The organism is Bradyrhizobium sp. 197, assembly GCF_023073375.1.
Taxonomy (GTDB): domain Bacteria; phylum Pseudomonadota; class Alphaproteobacteria; order Rhizobiales; family Xanthobacteraceae; genus Bradyrhizobium.
This window is the reverse complement of sequence record NZ_JADPJJ010000129.1, coordinates 75,877-90,552: the sequence shown is the minus strand read 5'-3', so window position 1 is coordinate 90,552 and position 14,676 is coordinate 75,877. Positions and strand designations below refer to the sequence as shown.

The following is a 14,676-nucleotide window of genomic DNA, read 5'->3' as shown; positions in this document are numbered from 1 at the left end:
TCCCGGGATCAAGTCTGGCTTATCGGGGGTCGGTCGAGGCCAGGATCATGGTCCAGAACACCTTGTATTTGGTGCCGGGAGCATAACCCGCCGCTATGCCCAATTTTGTGACACCGCTCTTGAGCATGTTGGCGCGGTGCGGGGGCGAGTCGCGCCAGCCGGAAAACGCTTCCGCCAGCGTATGATAGCCGGCCGAGACGTTCTCAACCGCAACATTCGCCGGATAGCTGCCGGCGCTGAGGCGCTTGGCCAGCGGCGCGCGGACGTCATGGTCCATCTTGTTGGCCGCCGCCATGGCCTGTGACTGGGATTCGGCGAGCCGCATCAGATCGGGGTCGATCACGACGGTGCCGAGCCCGTTATTCTGGCGGTATTGCGAGATCATGATCGCAGCCGCCTGCGCATCGAGCTTGGTGCCGGGGACGGACATATCGGCATACATGGACGGCTGCTGGACCGGCGCTTCGTTGCCGGCGCAGCCGGCGAGCAGCAAAGTGATGAGTATCGCGGCCGCGGCGCGCATGAACAGAAGCCCCCAAATCAGGGGCCGTTGTTGCATAGCAACCGTGGCTGAAAGGTGAATATTGAAGAAAAATTGACCCGTCGAGCCGGCTCAGGCGCCCGCAAATATCCGGTAGCGGCGGGGCTCCAGGCCAATCGTATCGCCGGCGCGCAGTTCCCTGTCGCGGGGGGCGTCGATCTCGATGGTCTCGCCGCCTGACAGGGCGACCTCGGCCCGCTGCACGGGGCCGAAATTCCGGACGTGCTGAACCGCGCCCTCGAAAGCGCCGCTGCCGGGCGGCCCGACCAGCATGTCGTGTCGCCGCACGAACAGTCTTGACGCGCCAGGCGCAAGGCCGTCGGCCGCAAGCCGCAGCGGCCGATCGCCGAGCCTGATGACGCCACCTTCGATCTTGACCGGCAGCTCGATGGATTCACCGATGAAGCCGTGGACGAAGGCCGTCGCCGGAGTTTCGTAGACGTCGTCGGGCGAACCGATCTGCTCGATCCTGCCCTTGTCCATCACCACGACACGGTTGGCGACTTCCAGCGCCTCCTCCTGGTCATGGGTGACGAAGATCGATGTGACGTTGATCTCGTGGTGCAGCGACCGCAGCCATCTGCGCAGCTCTTTCCGCACCTTGGCGTCGAGCGCGCCGAAGGGTTCGTCGAGCAGCAGGATGCGCGGCTCGATAGCGAGCGCGCGGGCGAGTGCGATGCGCTGGCGCTGGCCACCCGAAAGCTGGCTCGGATAGCGGTCGGCGAGCCAGTCGAGCTGCACAAGATCAAGCAGCTCCTTGACGCGCGCACGAATGGTAGACTCATCCTTGCGGATGGCGCGCGGCTGCACGCGGAGGCCGAAGGCGACGTTCTCGAACACCGTCATGTGGCGGAACAGCGCATAGTGCTGGAATACGAAGCCGACGTGGCGTTCGCGCGCGCCCTGCGCCAGCGCGTCCTCGCCGTTGAAGGCGACGTCACCTGAATCAGGCCAATCGAGGCCGGCGATGATGCGCAGCAGCGTGGTCTTGCCGGAACCGGACGGGCCGAGCAGCGCCAGCAGCTCGCCGTTGTCGACCTTGAGGTCGACGCCATCGAGGGCTTTGAAGCTGTCGAACTTCTTGACGAGATTCCTGACTTCAATGGTCACTTGCGTCGTGTCCTTCGTCGAGATGATGTTCGAGAACGGTCTTGGCGATCAGCGTGATCAGCGCCAGCATCGCCAGCAGCGATGCGATCGCGAACGCCGCGACGAACTGGTATTCGTTGTAGAGGATCTCGACCAGGAGCGGCATGGTGTTGGTCTCGCCGCGGATATGGCCGGAGACGACGGACACTGCGCCGAACTCGCCCATCGCGCGCGCGTTGCAGAGCAGGACGCCATAGAGCACGCCCCATTTGATATTGGGCAGCGTGACACGGAAGAAGGTCTGCAGGCCCGAGGCGCCGAGCGAGATCGCGGCCTCCTCCTCCTGCGTGCCCTGCTCCTGCATCAGCGGAATCAGCGCACGTGCGACGAAGGGGAAGGTGACGAAGGTGGTCGCGAGCGCAATGCCGGGCACGGCGAACAGAATCTGGATGTCGTGATCGCGCAGCCAGCTCCCGAAATAGCCCTGCGCGCCGAACAGGAGCACGAAGACGAGACCCGAGATCACCGGGCTCACCGAGAACGGCAGGTCGATCAGCGTGATCAGGAAGGTCTTGCCCCTAAACTCGAACTTCGCGATGGCCCAGGCCGCGACGAGACCGAACACGAGGTTGAGGCCGACTGAGATCGCCGCTACCACCAGTGTCAGCTTGATCGCGGACAAAGCCTCCGGGTCGGCCAGCGCGGCGAGATAAGCGAGGATTCCCTTCGAGAAGGCCTGCGCGAACACGACCACCAGCGGCAGCACAACGAAGACAGAGAGAAAGGTCATCGCCAGCGCGATGATAATGATGCGGACCGCGCGTGGTTCGGTGCGAAGGCTGTTCCGCGCAGCCGCCGCATGCGCGCGTGCCTTGGCGTCGGGGGCCGAGAGTGATACGGAATCAGCGATCTGCATCGTCATTGATCCGCCCTCAGCGCGCCGGGATCCGGCTCCGCGCCCAGCGCTGGAGCCGGTTGACGGCGAAGATGATGACGAAAGACACGACGAGCATGACCACCGCGATGGCGGTCGCATCGGCGTAGCGAAATTCAGAGAGGCGGATCACGATCAGGAGTGGCGCGATCTCGGACACGTTCGGCAGATTGCCGGCGATGAAGATCACCGAGCCGTATTCGCCGACGGCGCGGGCGAAGGCGAGCGCGAGCCCGGTGAGCAGCGCCGGCCCGAGCGAGGGCAGGATCACGCGAATGATGGTCTGCCAGCGGCTGGCGCCAAGACTTCCCGCGGCCTCCTCGATCTCGGGGTCGAGATCCTGGAGCACCGGCTGCACGGTGCGCACCACGAACGGGATGCCGATAAAGATCATCGCGATGAAGATGCCGAGCGGCGTGAACGCAACCTTGATGCCGGCCGCCGCAAGCGGCGCGCCGAGCCAGCCCTTCTCGGCGAACAACGCGGTCAGCGCGACGCCGGCAACCGCCGTCGGCAACGCGAAGGGCACGTCGACGATGGCATCGAACAGCCGCCTTCCGGCGAAGCGGTAACGCACCAGCGCCCAGACGATGATGCTGCCCATCACCAGGTTGACGCAGGCCGCGGCAAAGGCGAGGCCGAAGGAAACCCGCAAGGCATTCAGGGTGCGACGGCTGGAGAGGATATTCCAGAACTGCTCGGGACTGAGCTCGAGCGATTTCAGGAACAGGCCGGCGAGCGGAATCAGGATGATGATCGACAGCCAGGAAAGCGTCAGCCCCATCGTGAGACCGAAGCCCGGCAATGTCCGGCGTCGTGCTGCTAATGCGCTCACCAGGCCCCCTAAAGCCCCTCCGACAGCGCCCGATCAGTTCTTGTAGATCTGATCAAAGACGCCGCCGTCGGCAAAATGTTCCTTCTGCGCCTTGGTCCAACCGCCGAAAAATTCGTCGATCGTGAACAGCTCGACCTTCGCGAAGGAGTTTTCATGTTTTTTAGCGATCTCGGGATCGCGCGGGCGATAGAAATTGCGCGCCGCGATTTCCTGACCTTCCTTGGTGTACCAATATTGCAGGTAGGCATCGGCGGCGTTGCGGGTGCCTTTTTTATCGGCAACTTTGTCGACGATGGTCACCGGCGGTTCCGCCAGGATCGAGAGCGGCGGCGCCACGATCTCGAATTTCTCCGGACCGAACTCCTTCAGCGCCAGATACGCCTCGTTCTCCCAGGCGAGCAGCACGTCGCCGACGCCGCGTTCGACGAAGGTCACGGTCGCGCCGCGCGCGCCGGTGTCGAGCACCGGCACCTGCTGATACAATTTGCCTATGAAGTCCTTGGCTTTGTCGACTGAACCGTATTTCTTCTGCGCAAAACCCCAGGCCGCGAGATAATTCCAGCGCGCACCGCCCGACGTCTTCGGGTTCGGCGTGATCACCGCGACGCCCGGCTTGAGCAGATCGTCCCAGTCCTTGATGCCTTTGGGATTGCCCTTGCGGACCAGAAACACGATGGTCGAGGTGTAGGGCGATGAATTTTGCGGCAACCGCTTCTGCCAGTCGGCCGCCGTGAGGCCTTTGCCCGCGATAGCGTCGATGTCGTAGGCGAGCGCAAGCGTTACCACGTCGGCCTGCAATCCATCGATCACAGCGCGCGCCTGCGAACCGCTGCCGCCATGCGACTGCTTGATCTCGACGCTCTTGCCGGTTTCCTTCTGATAGGCATTCGCGAACGCCTTGTTGAACTCGACGTAGAGCTCACGCGTCGGATCATACGAGACGTTCAGCAGATTGATGTCGGCGGCGAGAGCCGAGCTTGCCAGCAAGCCAGTCACGAGAAGTCCTGCAGCGAGCGGAACGATACGGCGCATCATGTCCATCTCCATTCACTTCGATGACGTCGGTGTCAGCGAAGACCTACAGGCATAACTCGGATCCAAACGGGCTTAAGTCAACGGAACCGGATTTTCTTGTTCGTAGCCGGGCAGCGCGACTGTGCTACGAAATCTTCATCGTGTGGATGCCGCATTCTGTCTTGGCCCGGCCGCGCCACCGACCGGCGCGTTCGTCTTCGCCTTCAGCCGTTCTGCTCGTGCAAGGCATACACCCAACCGACAGGAAACCGGACTCCACCAGAGGATGGCGCGGCAATTTAGCGCGGGCGAAAATCGCCTCGAGTTCCTCTCGCGAGACATTGGCGAAGGGATTGAACTTCAACCGCGCGCCGTCGTCCTCGACCACCGGAATGTCGGCGCGCGTGCTGCTCTGGAAGCGCTTGCGGCCGTTGAGCCACGCATCGAACGGTTTCAGCGCACGCGCCAGCGGCTCGACCTTGCGGATACGGCAGCAAGCGTCGGGATCCGAGAACCAGAGGTCGCGGTCGGGATCTTCGCGCGACAGCGTCTCTTCGGCAGGTTTGATCGAGCGGACGTCCGTCAGGCCCAGCGTCGCGATCAGCGTGTCGCGATAGGCCAGCGTCTCCTCGAACAGCCAGCCGGTGTCGAGGAAGATCACGGGGATCGCCGGATCGACGTCAGCCATGACTTTCAGCAGCGTCGCCGATTCCGTGCCGAAGGATGACACCAGCGCCAGCTTCTCGCGCCCGACCGTCTTCAGCGCAGCGGCAATGATTTCAGCGGGCGAGGCATCGCGTAGGGCATAATCGAGCTCCTCCGCTGAGGGCAGCGCAGACAAGGACATCGACGGAACCTGAGGCGCGATTGCGTTCACGTGCCGACACCTTCGGAGTGACGCAGCTGCATGCGCCGGTGTAGCGCCGTGATCCGGCCGTCGCCGGTCGGCTGGTAGAATACCGAATAGCGCTTCGCGGTCTGCATGAAGGCTTCCGCGTCGGCCTGCTTCTTGACGTCGAAGGAATCGAAGCCGGCGCGGAGCATGAACACGAACTGGTCGCGCAGGATCTGGCCGGTGGCACGCAGGTCGCCGCGATAATTGTAGCGCTCGCGCAGCAGCCGCGCCTGGCTGTAGGCGCGTCCGTCGCGGAAGGTCGGGAACACCAGCGCGACGACGGCAATCTTGCCGAGATACGGCACCAGCTCGGCGATGTCGCGATTATTCGGCCAGATCACGCCGATCTTGCCGGTCCGCTTGAGCAACGCATCCGCCTCGCCGACGAAGCGCTCGGCCGGCACCAGGATGTCGCCGCCCTCGGGCAGCGGCGTGTCGACGGCGAGCTTGACGAAGCTGTCGTCGACGATCTTTCCGCCGTTAACGAGTGGCATAAACGCGCTCCTTGAAGGGTTCGACGCCGAGGCGCTTTACGGTGTCCATGAACAGCTCTTCCGGCCGCTCGCGCAGCGCCAGATAGGCCTCCACGATGTCCTCGACGACGTCGGCGACCTCGTCGAACTTGACGCCAGGGCCGATCAGATTGCCGAGTGCGGCGCTCTCGTCGGCGCGGCCGCCGATGGTGATCTGGTAGACTTCCTCGCCGTTCTTCTCGACGCCGAGAATGCCGATATGGCCGACATGGTGATGGCCGCATGCATTGATGCAGCCGGAGATGTTGATGTGGAGACGGCCGATCAGATTGGCGAGCTCGTGATTGGCGAAGCGCCTCGTCAATTCCTGCGCGATCGGGATCGAGCGCGCATTCGCCAGCGAGCAATAGTCGAGCCCCGGGCAGGCGATGATGTCGGTGATCAGATTGACGTTCGGTGTCGCCAGCCCGAGCTTGTCCAGCGCCTTCCACAAGGCCGGCAGGTCGCGCTTGGCAACGTGCGGCAGAGCGAGGTTCTGCTCGTGGCCGACGCGAATCTCACCGAATGAGTATTTGTCGGCGAGATCGGCCAGTGCATCCATCTGCTCTGCGGTGGCATCGCCCGGAGGCGCGCCGATCGGCTTCAGCGAGATCGTGACGATGGAATAGCCCTGGACCTTGTGCGGGGCGACCGAGTTCTTGCGCCACGCCTCGAAATCAGGATCGGCCGCGGCTTGGCGCAGCTGGTCCGGCATGTGCGGCAGCTTCTCGTAGGACGGGTAGGCGAAGCGCGAGCGGATGTCCTCGATCACCTCGTCGTCGATCTGGAGCGAGGAGTTGCGGATGTGCTGCCACTCTTCCTCGACCTCGCGCGAGAATTTCTCGATGCCGAGCTCGTGCACCAGGATCTTGATGCGCGCCTTGTAGATATTGTCGCGGCGGCCGTACTGATTGTAGACGCGCAGGATCGCTTCGATATAGCTGAGGATGTCGCGGCCATGCACGAAGTGCTTGATGGTCTTGGCGATGAACGGCGTGCGGCCGAGCCCGCCACCGACCAGCACCTCGAAGCCGGTCTCGCCCTTCTCGTTCTTGATCAGGCGCAGGCCGATATCGTGGATCTTGATCGCCGCGCGGTCATGGTCCGACGCGGTGATTGCGATCTTGAACTTGCGCGGCAGGAACGAGAATTCCGGATGCAGCGTGGTGTGCTGGCGGATCAGCTCCGACCAGATGCGGGGGTCTTCGATCTCGCCGGGCGCGACGCCGGCCCACTGGTCCGAGGTGACGTTACGCATGTTGTTGCCGGAGGTCTGCATCGCATGGATGCCGACCTCGGCGAGATCAGCCAGCGCATCCGGCAATTCGGCGAGCTTGATCCAGTTGAACTGGATGTTCTGCCGCGTGGTGAAATGGCCGTAGCCGCGGTCGTATTTGCGCGCGACATGGGCGAGCGCCCGCAACTGGTTCGATGCCAGCGTCCCGTAGGGGATCGCGACGCGGAACATGTAGGCGTGCAGTTGCAGGTAGACGCCGTTCTGAAGCCGCAGGATCTTGAACTCGTCCTCGGTGAGCTCGCCGGAGAGGCGGCGCTTCACCTGGTCGCGGAACTCCGAGACGCGCTCGTTGACGAGCGTGCGGTCGATTTCATCGTAAGCATACATAAGAAAACGCCTTAAACCTGTACCGGCTGTCCGATGGTCACGCCGGTGCGGCGGATCTGTTCGCGCAGATTTCCGGGTTCGATCTTGCCGTCCGCACCGACCTGTACTGGTGCGATATAGGGACCGATCGCGCCGACGTCATCGGCAACGGACTCCGCAAGCAACGCTTTCGCCTCGTCGGAGTTGCGCACGATCGCGGCTTCCGACAGGTCCGCGGACCAGCTCATGGCGGCGGTGCGGTAAACGACGATGCCGTCCCAGGTACGGTTGGCGGTTACGACCGAGGGGCCGGCGATTTTGATCTTCTTCTGTTCAAGCGGGGAGGTCATTCGGCTGCATCCAATAGGTCAGAGATGATTTGCTTTGGGGTTTGGCGGCGAAGCAAGCCGGCATGCCGGACCACATCGCCGATGATGAGAATGGCGGGGCCGCCGTTGGTCCGCCGCACCAGTTCGGGCAGGTCGCGCAGCGTGCCGATCGCGCCTTGCGCATCGGGACGCGTGACGCGGGCGAACACGCCGACCGGCGTCTCCGGCGAACGCCCGGCGGCAAACAGGCCGGCGCGGATCGCGGGGGCAGCCGTCATGCCCATGTAGACCACGACGGTCATCTTGGCGTCGGTCAACGTCGACCAGTCCACCGTCTCCGCGGCGCGCGCCTTGTGCGCGGTGAGGAAGGTGATGCGGGTCGCTTCATGACGGTAGGTGAGCGGCACCTCGAAATCGGCGGCGCCGCCGAGCCCTGCGGTGATGCCGGGAATGATCGAATAAGCAACGCCGGCTGCACGCAGGGCTTCGACTTCTTCGCCACCGCGGCCGAACACGAAGGGATCGCCGCCCTTCAGCCGCACCACGCGCTGGCCGGATTGCGCGGCCTCGATCATGCGCTTGTTGATCGCGTCCTGCCCGATGCCGGGCTTGCCGACGCGGCGGCCGACCGGCACGCGCGTGGTGTCGCGGCGGATGCGGTCGAGAATTTCGGGCGAAACCAGTTCGTCATGGAAGACGGTATCGGCGTCCTGCAATGCGCGCAGCGCCTTGATGGTGAGCAAATCCGGATCGCCGGGTCCGGCGCCGACCAGTGCGACGGAGCCTTCCGGCTTGTCGGCGCGCGCGAACGCGGACGGATCGGTGATCCTGTTCAGCGCCGCTCCAGCCTCGCCCTTGCGGCCGGCCAGAACGGCGGCGCCGATCGGGCCGTCGATGACGCGCTCCCAGAAGCGGCGGCGCAGCGGAAACTCGGCAATACGTTCGTTGATGGATTTGCGAAAGCCGCCGATGAACTCGGCAAGCTCGCCGATCCGCGCCGGCAGCAACGCCTCGATCTTTTCGCGCACGCGCCGCGCGACGACCGGCGACGTTCCGCCGGTGCCGACAGCGACCACGACATCGCCGCGATCGACGATCGCCGGGAAGATGAAGCTGGAATGTTCGAGATCGTCCATGACGTTGACGGGCAGGCCGAGCGCCTTGGCGCGGGCCGACATCGCCACGCCGATATCCCCCGCGCCTGCGCAAACGATGGCGATGACGCCGGCGAGATCGGCGGTGAGCGGATCGCCGGCCACAACTTCGATACGCACCGCGTCCGCAGGGCTCAAACCCAAGTCCTGATTGCCGTCGATCGTATGCACGCGAATGCGCGCACCGGCAGCGGCGAGCACGCGCAACTTGGCGCGCAAAAGCTCACCCGCGCCGATGAGGACCACCGGGCCGGCCTTGAGATCGAGAAACACCGGCAAGAACCGCATGCGATACTCGCTTCCCCCACATCCGGGGTTGACTGGAATTATTTTCTATATATGTGTCGTTTCGAGCGCGCAAAGAGAAAATTTTTTCTTCTCTCCCGCACCGCAACTATAGAATTTTCGCCTCCAAACGCAAAGTGGCAGAGATGCATCTTCTCAAGGACGATTCCGCAGCAAACGGACTGAGCAGCCCCGCATTCACCGTGCGCGCGCCCGCAAAAGAATTTTCTGCTGACCTTGCCCCGAGCATGGACCATCTCGACCAGCTCGAAGCCCAGAGTATCTATATCTTCCGCGAAGCCTTCGGTCGCCTCAAGAAGATTGCCCTGCTGTGGTCGCTCGGCAAGGACTCCAATGTCATGATCTGGCTGGCGCGCAAGGCGTTCTTCGGCCGCCTGCCGTTCCCGGCCCTTCATGTCGACACCGGCAAGAAGTTTCCGGAGATGTATCGCTTCCGCGATCACTACGGCAAGGAGTGGGAGCTGGATCTGCGCGTCGAGCCCTGCCCGCCCATCGATGCCGTCGACCCAACGCTGCCGCCCGCCGCCCGTTCCGCCGCGCGCAAGACCGAGGGTCTCAAGATGGCGCTCGGCAAATACGGTTTTGACGGCCTGATTGCCGGCATCCGCCGCGACGAGGAGGCGACGCGCGCTAAGGAGCGCGTGTTCTCGCCGCGCGGCCTGGAGGGCAATTGGGACGTGCGCGACCAGCCGCCGGAGTTCTGGGATCATTTCAACGCCTCGCCGCCGCAAGGCGCGCATCTGCGCATTCACCCGATCCTGCATTGGACCGAGTCCGACATCTGGGCCTACACCAAGCGCGAGAACATCCCGATCATTCCGCTGTATCTCTCGCAAAACGGCAAGCGCTACCGCTCGCTGGGCGATCAGGACATCACCAATCCAGTCGCTTCGACGGCGTCGAACATCGACGAGATCCTGGTCGAGCTCGAGCAGACCAAGGTGCCGGAACGTGCCGGCCGCGCGCTCGACCACGAGACCGAGGACGCTTTCGAACGCCTCCGTGTCGCCGGCTATCTCTGATCAAGGACGCGAGCGCCGTATGAACATGATCGTCACCCCCGCTTCGCCCGCCACGCCGAACGGCACCACGCGGCCCCAAGTCCGCATCGTCATCGTCGGCCATGTCGACCACGGCAAGTCGACGCTGGTCGGCCGCCTGCTGCACGAGACCGGCAGCCTGCCCGACGGCAAGCTCGAGATGCTCAAGGCCGTCAGCGCGCGGCGCGGCATGCCGTTCGAATGGTCGTTCCTGCTCGATGCGCTCCAGACCGAGCGCGACCAGGGCATCACCATCGACACCACGCAGATCCGCTTCCGCACCAATTCGCGCGACATCGTGCTGATCGACGCGCCCGGCCACGCCGAATTCTTGCGCAACATGATCACCGGCGCCTCGCAGGCCGACGGCGCGGTGCTGATCATCGACGCGCTCGAAGGCGTGCGTGACCAGACCCGGCGACACGGCTATCTCTTGCATCTGCTCGGCGTGAAGCAGGTCGCGGTCGTCGTCAACAAGATGGACCGCGTCGACTTCTCCGCCGAGCGCTTCAACGAAATCAGCGACGAGATCTCGGCGCATCTGCTGGGCCTCGGCGTGAAGCCCACGGCCGTGATTCCGATTTCCGCCCGCGACGGCGACGGCGTCGCCGAGCGCACCGACCGGATCGGCTGGTACAAGGGACCGACCGTGGTCGAGGCGCTGGACAGGCTCGAGCCGGCGCGGCCGCTGGAAGCGCTGGCGCTGCGGCTGCCGGTGCAGGCGATCTACAAATTCGACGACCGCCGCATCGTAGCTGGCCGTATCGAATCCGGCAGCCTCATCGCCGGCGACGAGATCGTGATCATGCCGGCCGGCAAGATCGCCAGGATCAAGACGGTCGAAAACTGGCCGGTGACGCCGGTCGCGGGACGGCAGGGTGCGGGCCGTTCGGTCGGCATCACGCTCGACCGCGAGCTGTTCGTCGAGCGCGGCGATATCATCGCGCATGCCAACAGCGCCCCGCGTGAGACGCGGCGATTGCGCGCGCGGATCTTCTGGCTGCACGACAAGCCGCTGGCCAAGGGCGACCAGCTCCTGGTGCGCTGCGGACCGAAGGAAAGCCGCGCCACCGTCGTCGCGATCGAGAAAGCCGTCGATCCGGGCGAACTGTCGAGCGTCGAGAACAAGGCGATCGGCCGTAACCATGTCGGCGAGATCGACATCTCTCTTTCGAATTCGATTGCCACCGACCCCTACACCGAGAACCCGCGCACCGGCCGCATCGTGATCGAGGTGTCTGGGCGCATCGCGGGCGGCGGCCTCGTGCTGTCGGTCGATGCCGGCCAGCGCGCCCTGCCCGTGGACATCGTGCCGGTGGAATCCGCGCTGCGGCCCGACGAACGGTCTGCGCGCTATCAGCACAACGGCGCCGTGGTCTGGCTTACGGGCCTGCCGGCGTCCGGCAAGTCGACGCTGGCCAAGGCGCTGGAGCGGCGGCTGTTTTCGAATGGCGGCTCGCCGATCCTGCTCGACGGCGACACGCTGCGCGCCGGGCTCAACAGCGATCTCGGCTTCTCGGCCGCCGATCGCAGCGAGAACATCCGCCGGCTCGCCGAAGTGGCGACGCATCTCGCGCGCAACGGCCACATCGCCATTGTCGCCGCCGTCTCGCCCGCCCGCGAGGACCGCGCCACCGCGCGCCGCATCGCCGCCGACACTTCGTTCCGCGAGATTCATGTCGCGACCCCGGCCGGCGTGTGCGAAGAGCGCGATCCCAAGGGACACTACAAGAAGGCCCGCGCCGGCGCGCTCGCGTCGTTCACCGGCATCGGCAACGATTACGAGACGCCGCAGGCCGCCGAGCTCGTGATCGACACCTCGACGCGGACGGTCGCCGAGGCGGCCGACGAGATCGAGCAGATGCTGAAGACGACCGGCGTGCTGTTCGACGAAGTCGTGGACCTCGCCGCGAATATTTGAAGCCGGGCTGCTGCTCCGCTGTCGTCGGCCGGCTTGACCGGGCGACCAGTATTCCACCGACAGCAGTGATTCAGCCAGAGGCCGCGGCGTACTGGATTCCCCGCCTTCGCGGGGAATGACGCCGGTGCGTGGGCCGCCCACCGCGCCTTGACATTTTGACAGACGTCGGGGGCCTTCTCACGGCCCCGATTTTGGGGCTAATAAGGCCCCGAAAGCTGCTCCCTTGGAGCGCATTTTGCTGCTGTCTGGTCAAAAGCAGCCAAAAACAGCCATTTCCAACGAGAAAGCCCATCATGAAACGCGTCGACGCCCACGGATTGAAGATCGCTCCCGTCCTGTTCGATTTCGTCGCCAAGGAAGCGGCCCCGAAGACGGGAATCGCGCCGGATGCGTTCTGGGCCGGGCTCGCCGCCATCATCAAGGAGCTGGGGCCGAAGAACCGCGCATTGCTGGCGCTGCGCGACACGCTGCAGGCCAAGATCGACGACTGGCACCGCGCCAACAAGGGCAAGGCGTTCGACCTCAATGCCTATACCGCTTTCCTCAAGGAGATCGGCTATCTCGTCCCTGAGCCGGTGACGCAGAAGGTCGAGACGACCAATGTGGACGAGGAGATCGGCAAGATCTGCGGCCCGCAGCTCGTCGTGCCCCTGACCAATGCACGCTACGCGCTGAACGCGGCGAATGCGCGCTGGGGCTCGCTCTATGACGCCTTCTACGGCACCGATGCGATCCCGCACGATCCTTCCGAGAGCGGCAAGGGCTACAACAAGGCGCGTGGCGACAAGGTGATCGCGAAAGCAAAAGTGTTCCTCGATGCCGCCGTGCCGCTGGCGACCGGCAGCCACACCGACATCACCGCCTATAGCGTCGTCGCGGGCCAGCTCGCGGTGAAGCTGAAGAGCGGCAACGCCACCGCGCTGAAGAACGCTGCGCAATTCGCGGGCTTCCAGGGCGACGCGGCCGCACCGAGCGCGGTGCTGCTCGTCAACAACGGCATGCATGTCGAGGTGAAGATCGACCGCAGCAGCACGATCGGCAAGGACGATCCGGCCGGCGTCGCCGACATGATCATGGAGTCCGCGGTCTCCACCATCCTCGACATGGAGGATTCGGTCGCCGCGGTCGATGCCGAGGACAAGGTGCTGGTCTATCGCAACACGCTCGGCCTGATGAACGGCACGCTGACGGCCGATTTCGAGAAGGGCGGCAAGACGCTGACGCGCTCGCTCAATGCCGACCGCAGCTACAAGACGCCGGATGGCAAGGGCGAGGTCAAGCTGCACGGCCGCAGCCTGCTGCTGATGCGCAATTGCGGTCACCACATGTTCACCGACGCGGTGCTGGACGAAAAGGGCGAGGAGATTCCCGAAGGCCTGCTCGATGCCGCCGTGTCCGGGCTTCTTGCCGTTCACGACCTCAAGGGCAACTCCAAGGTCAAGAATAGCCGCACCGGCTCGGCCTATATCGTCAAGCCGAAGATGCACGGCCCCGACGAGGTGTCGCTGACCTGCGAGATCTTCGACCGCGTCGAGAAGATGCTGTCGCTGCCCGAGAACACGCTCAAGGTCGGCATCATGGACGAGGAGCGGCGCACCACCGTCAACCTCAAGGCCTGCATCCAGCGCGCCTCCAAGCGCATCATGTTCATCAACACCGGCTTCCTCGACCGCACCGGCGACGAGATCCACACCTCGATGGAAGCGGGTCCGATGATCCGCAAGAACGAGATGAAGGCGCAGCCCTGGATCAAGGCCTATGAGGACTGGAACGTGGATATGGGCCTGACCTGTGGCCTGCCCGGCCACGCCCAGATCGGCAAGGGCATGTGGGCCGCGCCGGACAAGATGGCGGACATGCTGGCGCAGAAGCTCGCCCATCCGCAGGCCGGTGCCACCACCGCCTGGGTGCCCTCGCCGACCGCCGCGACCCTGCACGCGCTGCACTACCACCAGGTCAACGTCGCCGCGCGCCAGCAGGAGCTCACCAAGGGCGGCCCGCGCGCAAAACTCTCCGACATCCTCACTATTCCGGTGTCGAAGTCGAACTGGGCGCCCGACGACGTCAAGCAGGAGATCGACAACAACTGCCAGGGTATTCTGGGCTATGTCGTGCGCTGGATCGACCAGGGCGTCGGCTGCTCCAAGGTGCCCGACATCCACGACGTCGGCCTGATGGAAGACCGTGCCACCTTGCGCATCTCCAGCCAGCACCTCGCCAACTGGCTGCACCAGGGCGTCATCACCGAAGCGCAGGTGATGGAGTCACTCAAGCGCATGGCGGTCGTGGTCGACAAGCAGAATGCCGGCGACGCCATCTACAAGCCGATGGCGCCGGCGTTCGACGGCACAGCCTTCAAGGCCGCCTGCGACCTCGTCTTCAAGGGCCGCGAGCAGCCGAACGGCTACACCGAATACATTCTCACCGCCCGCCGCCGCGAGGCCAAGGCCAACGGCTGAGCCCGATCGGTCTCATGCCAAAGCCCCGGCTCACGCCGGGGCTT

The 14,676-nt window shown here is 64.5% G+C and carries 13 protein-coding genes; 3 read left to right on the top strand and 10 right to left on the bottom strand.

Annotated features, from left to right (window positions below; all coding sequences use genetic code 11):
- Positions 1-19: 19 nt before the first annotated feature.
- The 10 genes from IVB27_RS28805 to cysG form a co-directional block, all read right to left on the bottom strand.
- Entirely contained in the window at positions 20-523 is a 504-nt protein-coding gene (locus IVB27_RS28805) for a CAP domain-containing protein (RefSeq protein WP_247343726.1), read from the bottom strand.
- 90 nt (positions 524-613) lie between these two features.
- Positions 614-1,651 carry a sulfate/molybdate ABC transporter ATP-binding protein gene (locus IVB27_RS28800; RefSeq protein ID WP_247446314.1) on the bottom strand — a complete coding sequence of 346 codons (1,038 nt, stop codon included), beginning with the start codon at positions 1,649-1,651 and terminating at the stop codon, positions 614-616.
- Positions 1,641-2,552, bottom strand: a complete 912-nt coding sequence (gene cysW, locus IVB27_RS28795; RefSeq protein ID WP_247446313.1) for a sulfate ABC transporter permease subunit CysW — start codon at positions 2,550-2,552, stop codon at positions 1,641-1,643. Before cysW ends, IVB27_RS28800 begins: the two co-directional genes overlap by 11 nt.
- A 10-nt stretch (positions 2,553-2,562) precedes the next feature.
- The gene (gene cysT, locus IVB27_RS28790) at positions 2,563-3,399 is read right to left on the bottom strand and encodes a sulfate ABC transporter permease subunit CysT (protein WP_345946934.1); all 837 of its coding nucleotides are present in this window, start codon (positions 3,397-3,399) and stop codon (positions 2,563-2,565) included.
- Positions 3,400-3,432: 33 nt separating this feature from the next.
- Positions 3,433-4,434: a sulfate ABC transporter substrate-binding protein gene (locus tag IVB27_RS28785; protein ID WP_247446312.1), complete on the bottom strand. Its 1,002-nt coding sequence runs from the start codon at positions 4,432-4,434 to the stop codon at positions 3,433-3,435.
- A 124-nt stretch (positions 4,435-4,558) separates the two neighbouring features.
- Positions 4,559-5,290 carry a phosphoadenylyl-sulfate reductase gene (locus tag IVB27_RS28780; RefSeq protein WP_247446311.1) on the bottom strand — a complete coding sequence of 244 codons (732 nt, stop codon included), beginning with the start codon at positions 5,288-5,290 and terminating at the stop codon, positions 4,559-4,561.
- Positions 5,287-5,802: a DUF934 domain-containing protein gene (locus IVB27_RS28775; RefSeq protein WP_247343742.1), complete on the bottom strand. Its 516-nt coding sequence runs from the start codon at positions 5,800-5,802 to the stop codon at positions 5,287-5,289. Before IVB27_RS28775 ends, IVB27_RS28780 begins: the two co-directional genes overlap by 4 nt.
- Complete coding sequence (locus IVB27_RS28770) at positions 5,789-7,444, bottom strand: nitrite/sulfite reductase (protein ID WP_247446310.1); 1,656 nt, start codon at positions 7,442-7,444, stop codon at positions 5,789-5,791. Before IVB27_RS28770 ends, IVB27_RS28775 begins: the two co-directional genes overlap by 14 nt.
- Positions 7,445-7,455: 11 nt before the next feature.
- On the bottom strand, positions 7,456-7,773 hold the full coding sequence (locus IVB27_RS28765) for a DUF2849 domain-containing protein (RefSeq protein WP_247343749.1): 318 nt from the start codon (positions 7,771-7,773) through the stop codon (positions 7,456-7,458).
- Positions 7,770-9,194, bottom strand: coding sequence for a siroheme synthase CysG (gene cysG / locus IVB27_RS28760; protein WP_247446309.1), 1,425 nt, complete (start codon positions 9,192-9,194; stop codon positions 7,770-7,772). Before cysG ends, IVB27_RS28765 begins: the two co-directional genes overlap by 4 nt.
- A 245-nt stretch (positions 9,195-9,439) precedes the next feature.
- Here cysG and cysD point away from each other — a divergent pair, with 245 nt between their 5' ends.
- The 3 genes from cysD (at position 9,440) to IVB27_RS28745 (ending at position 14,632) form a co-directional block, all read left to right on the top strand.
- Positions 9,440-10,234 carry a sulfate adenylyltransferase subunit CysD gene (cysD, locus tag IVB27_RS28755; protein WP_247446358.1) on the top strand — a complete coding sequence of 265 codons (795 nt, stop codon included), beginning with the start codon at positions 9,440-9,442 and terminating at the stop codon, positions 10,232-10,234.
- A 19-nt stretch (positions 10,235-10,253) separates the two neighbouring features.
- Positions 10,254-12,173: a sulfate adenylyltransferase subunit CysN gene (gene cysN, locus IVB27_RS28750; RefSeq protein ID WP_247446308.1), complete on the top strand. Its 1,920-nt coding sequence runs from the start codon at positions 10,254-10,256 to the stop codon at positions 12,171-12,173.
- 293 nt (positions 12,174-12,466) lie between these two features.
- Positions 12,467-14,632: a malate synthase G gene (locus IVB27_RS28745; protein ID WP_247446307.1), complete on the top strand. Its 2,166-nt coding sequence runs from the start codon at positions 12,467-12,469 to the stop codon at positions 14,630-14,632.
- Positions 14,633-14,676: the final 44 nt, after the last annotated feature.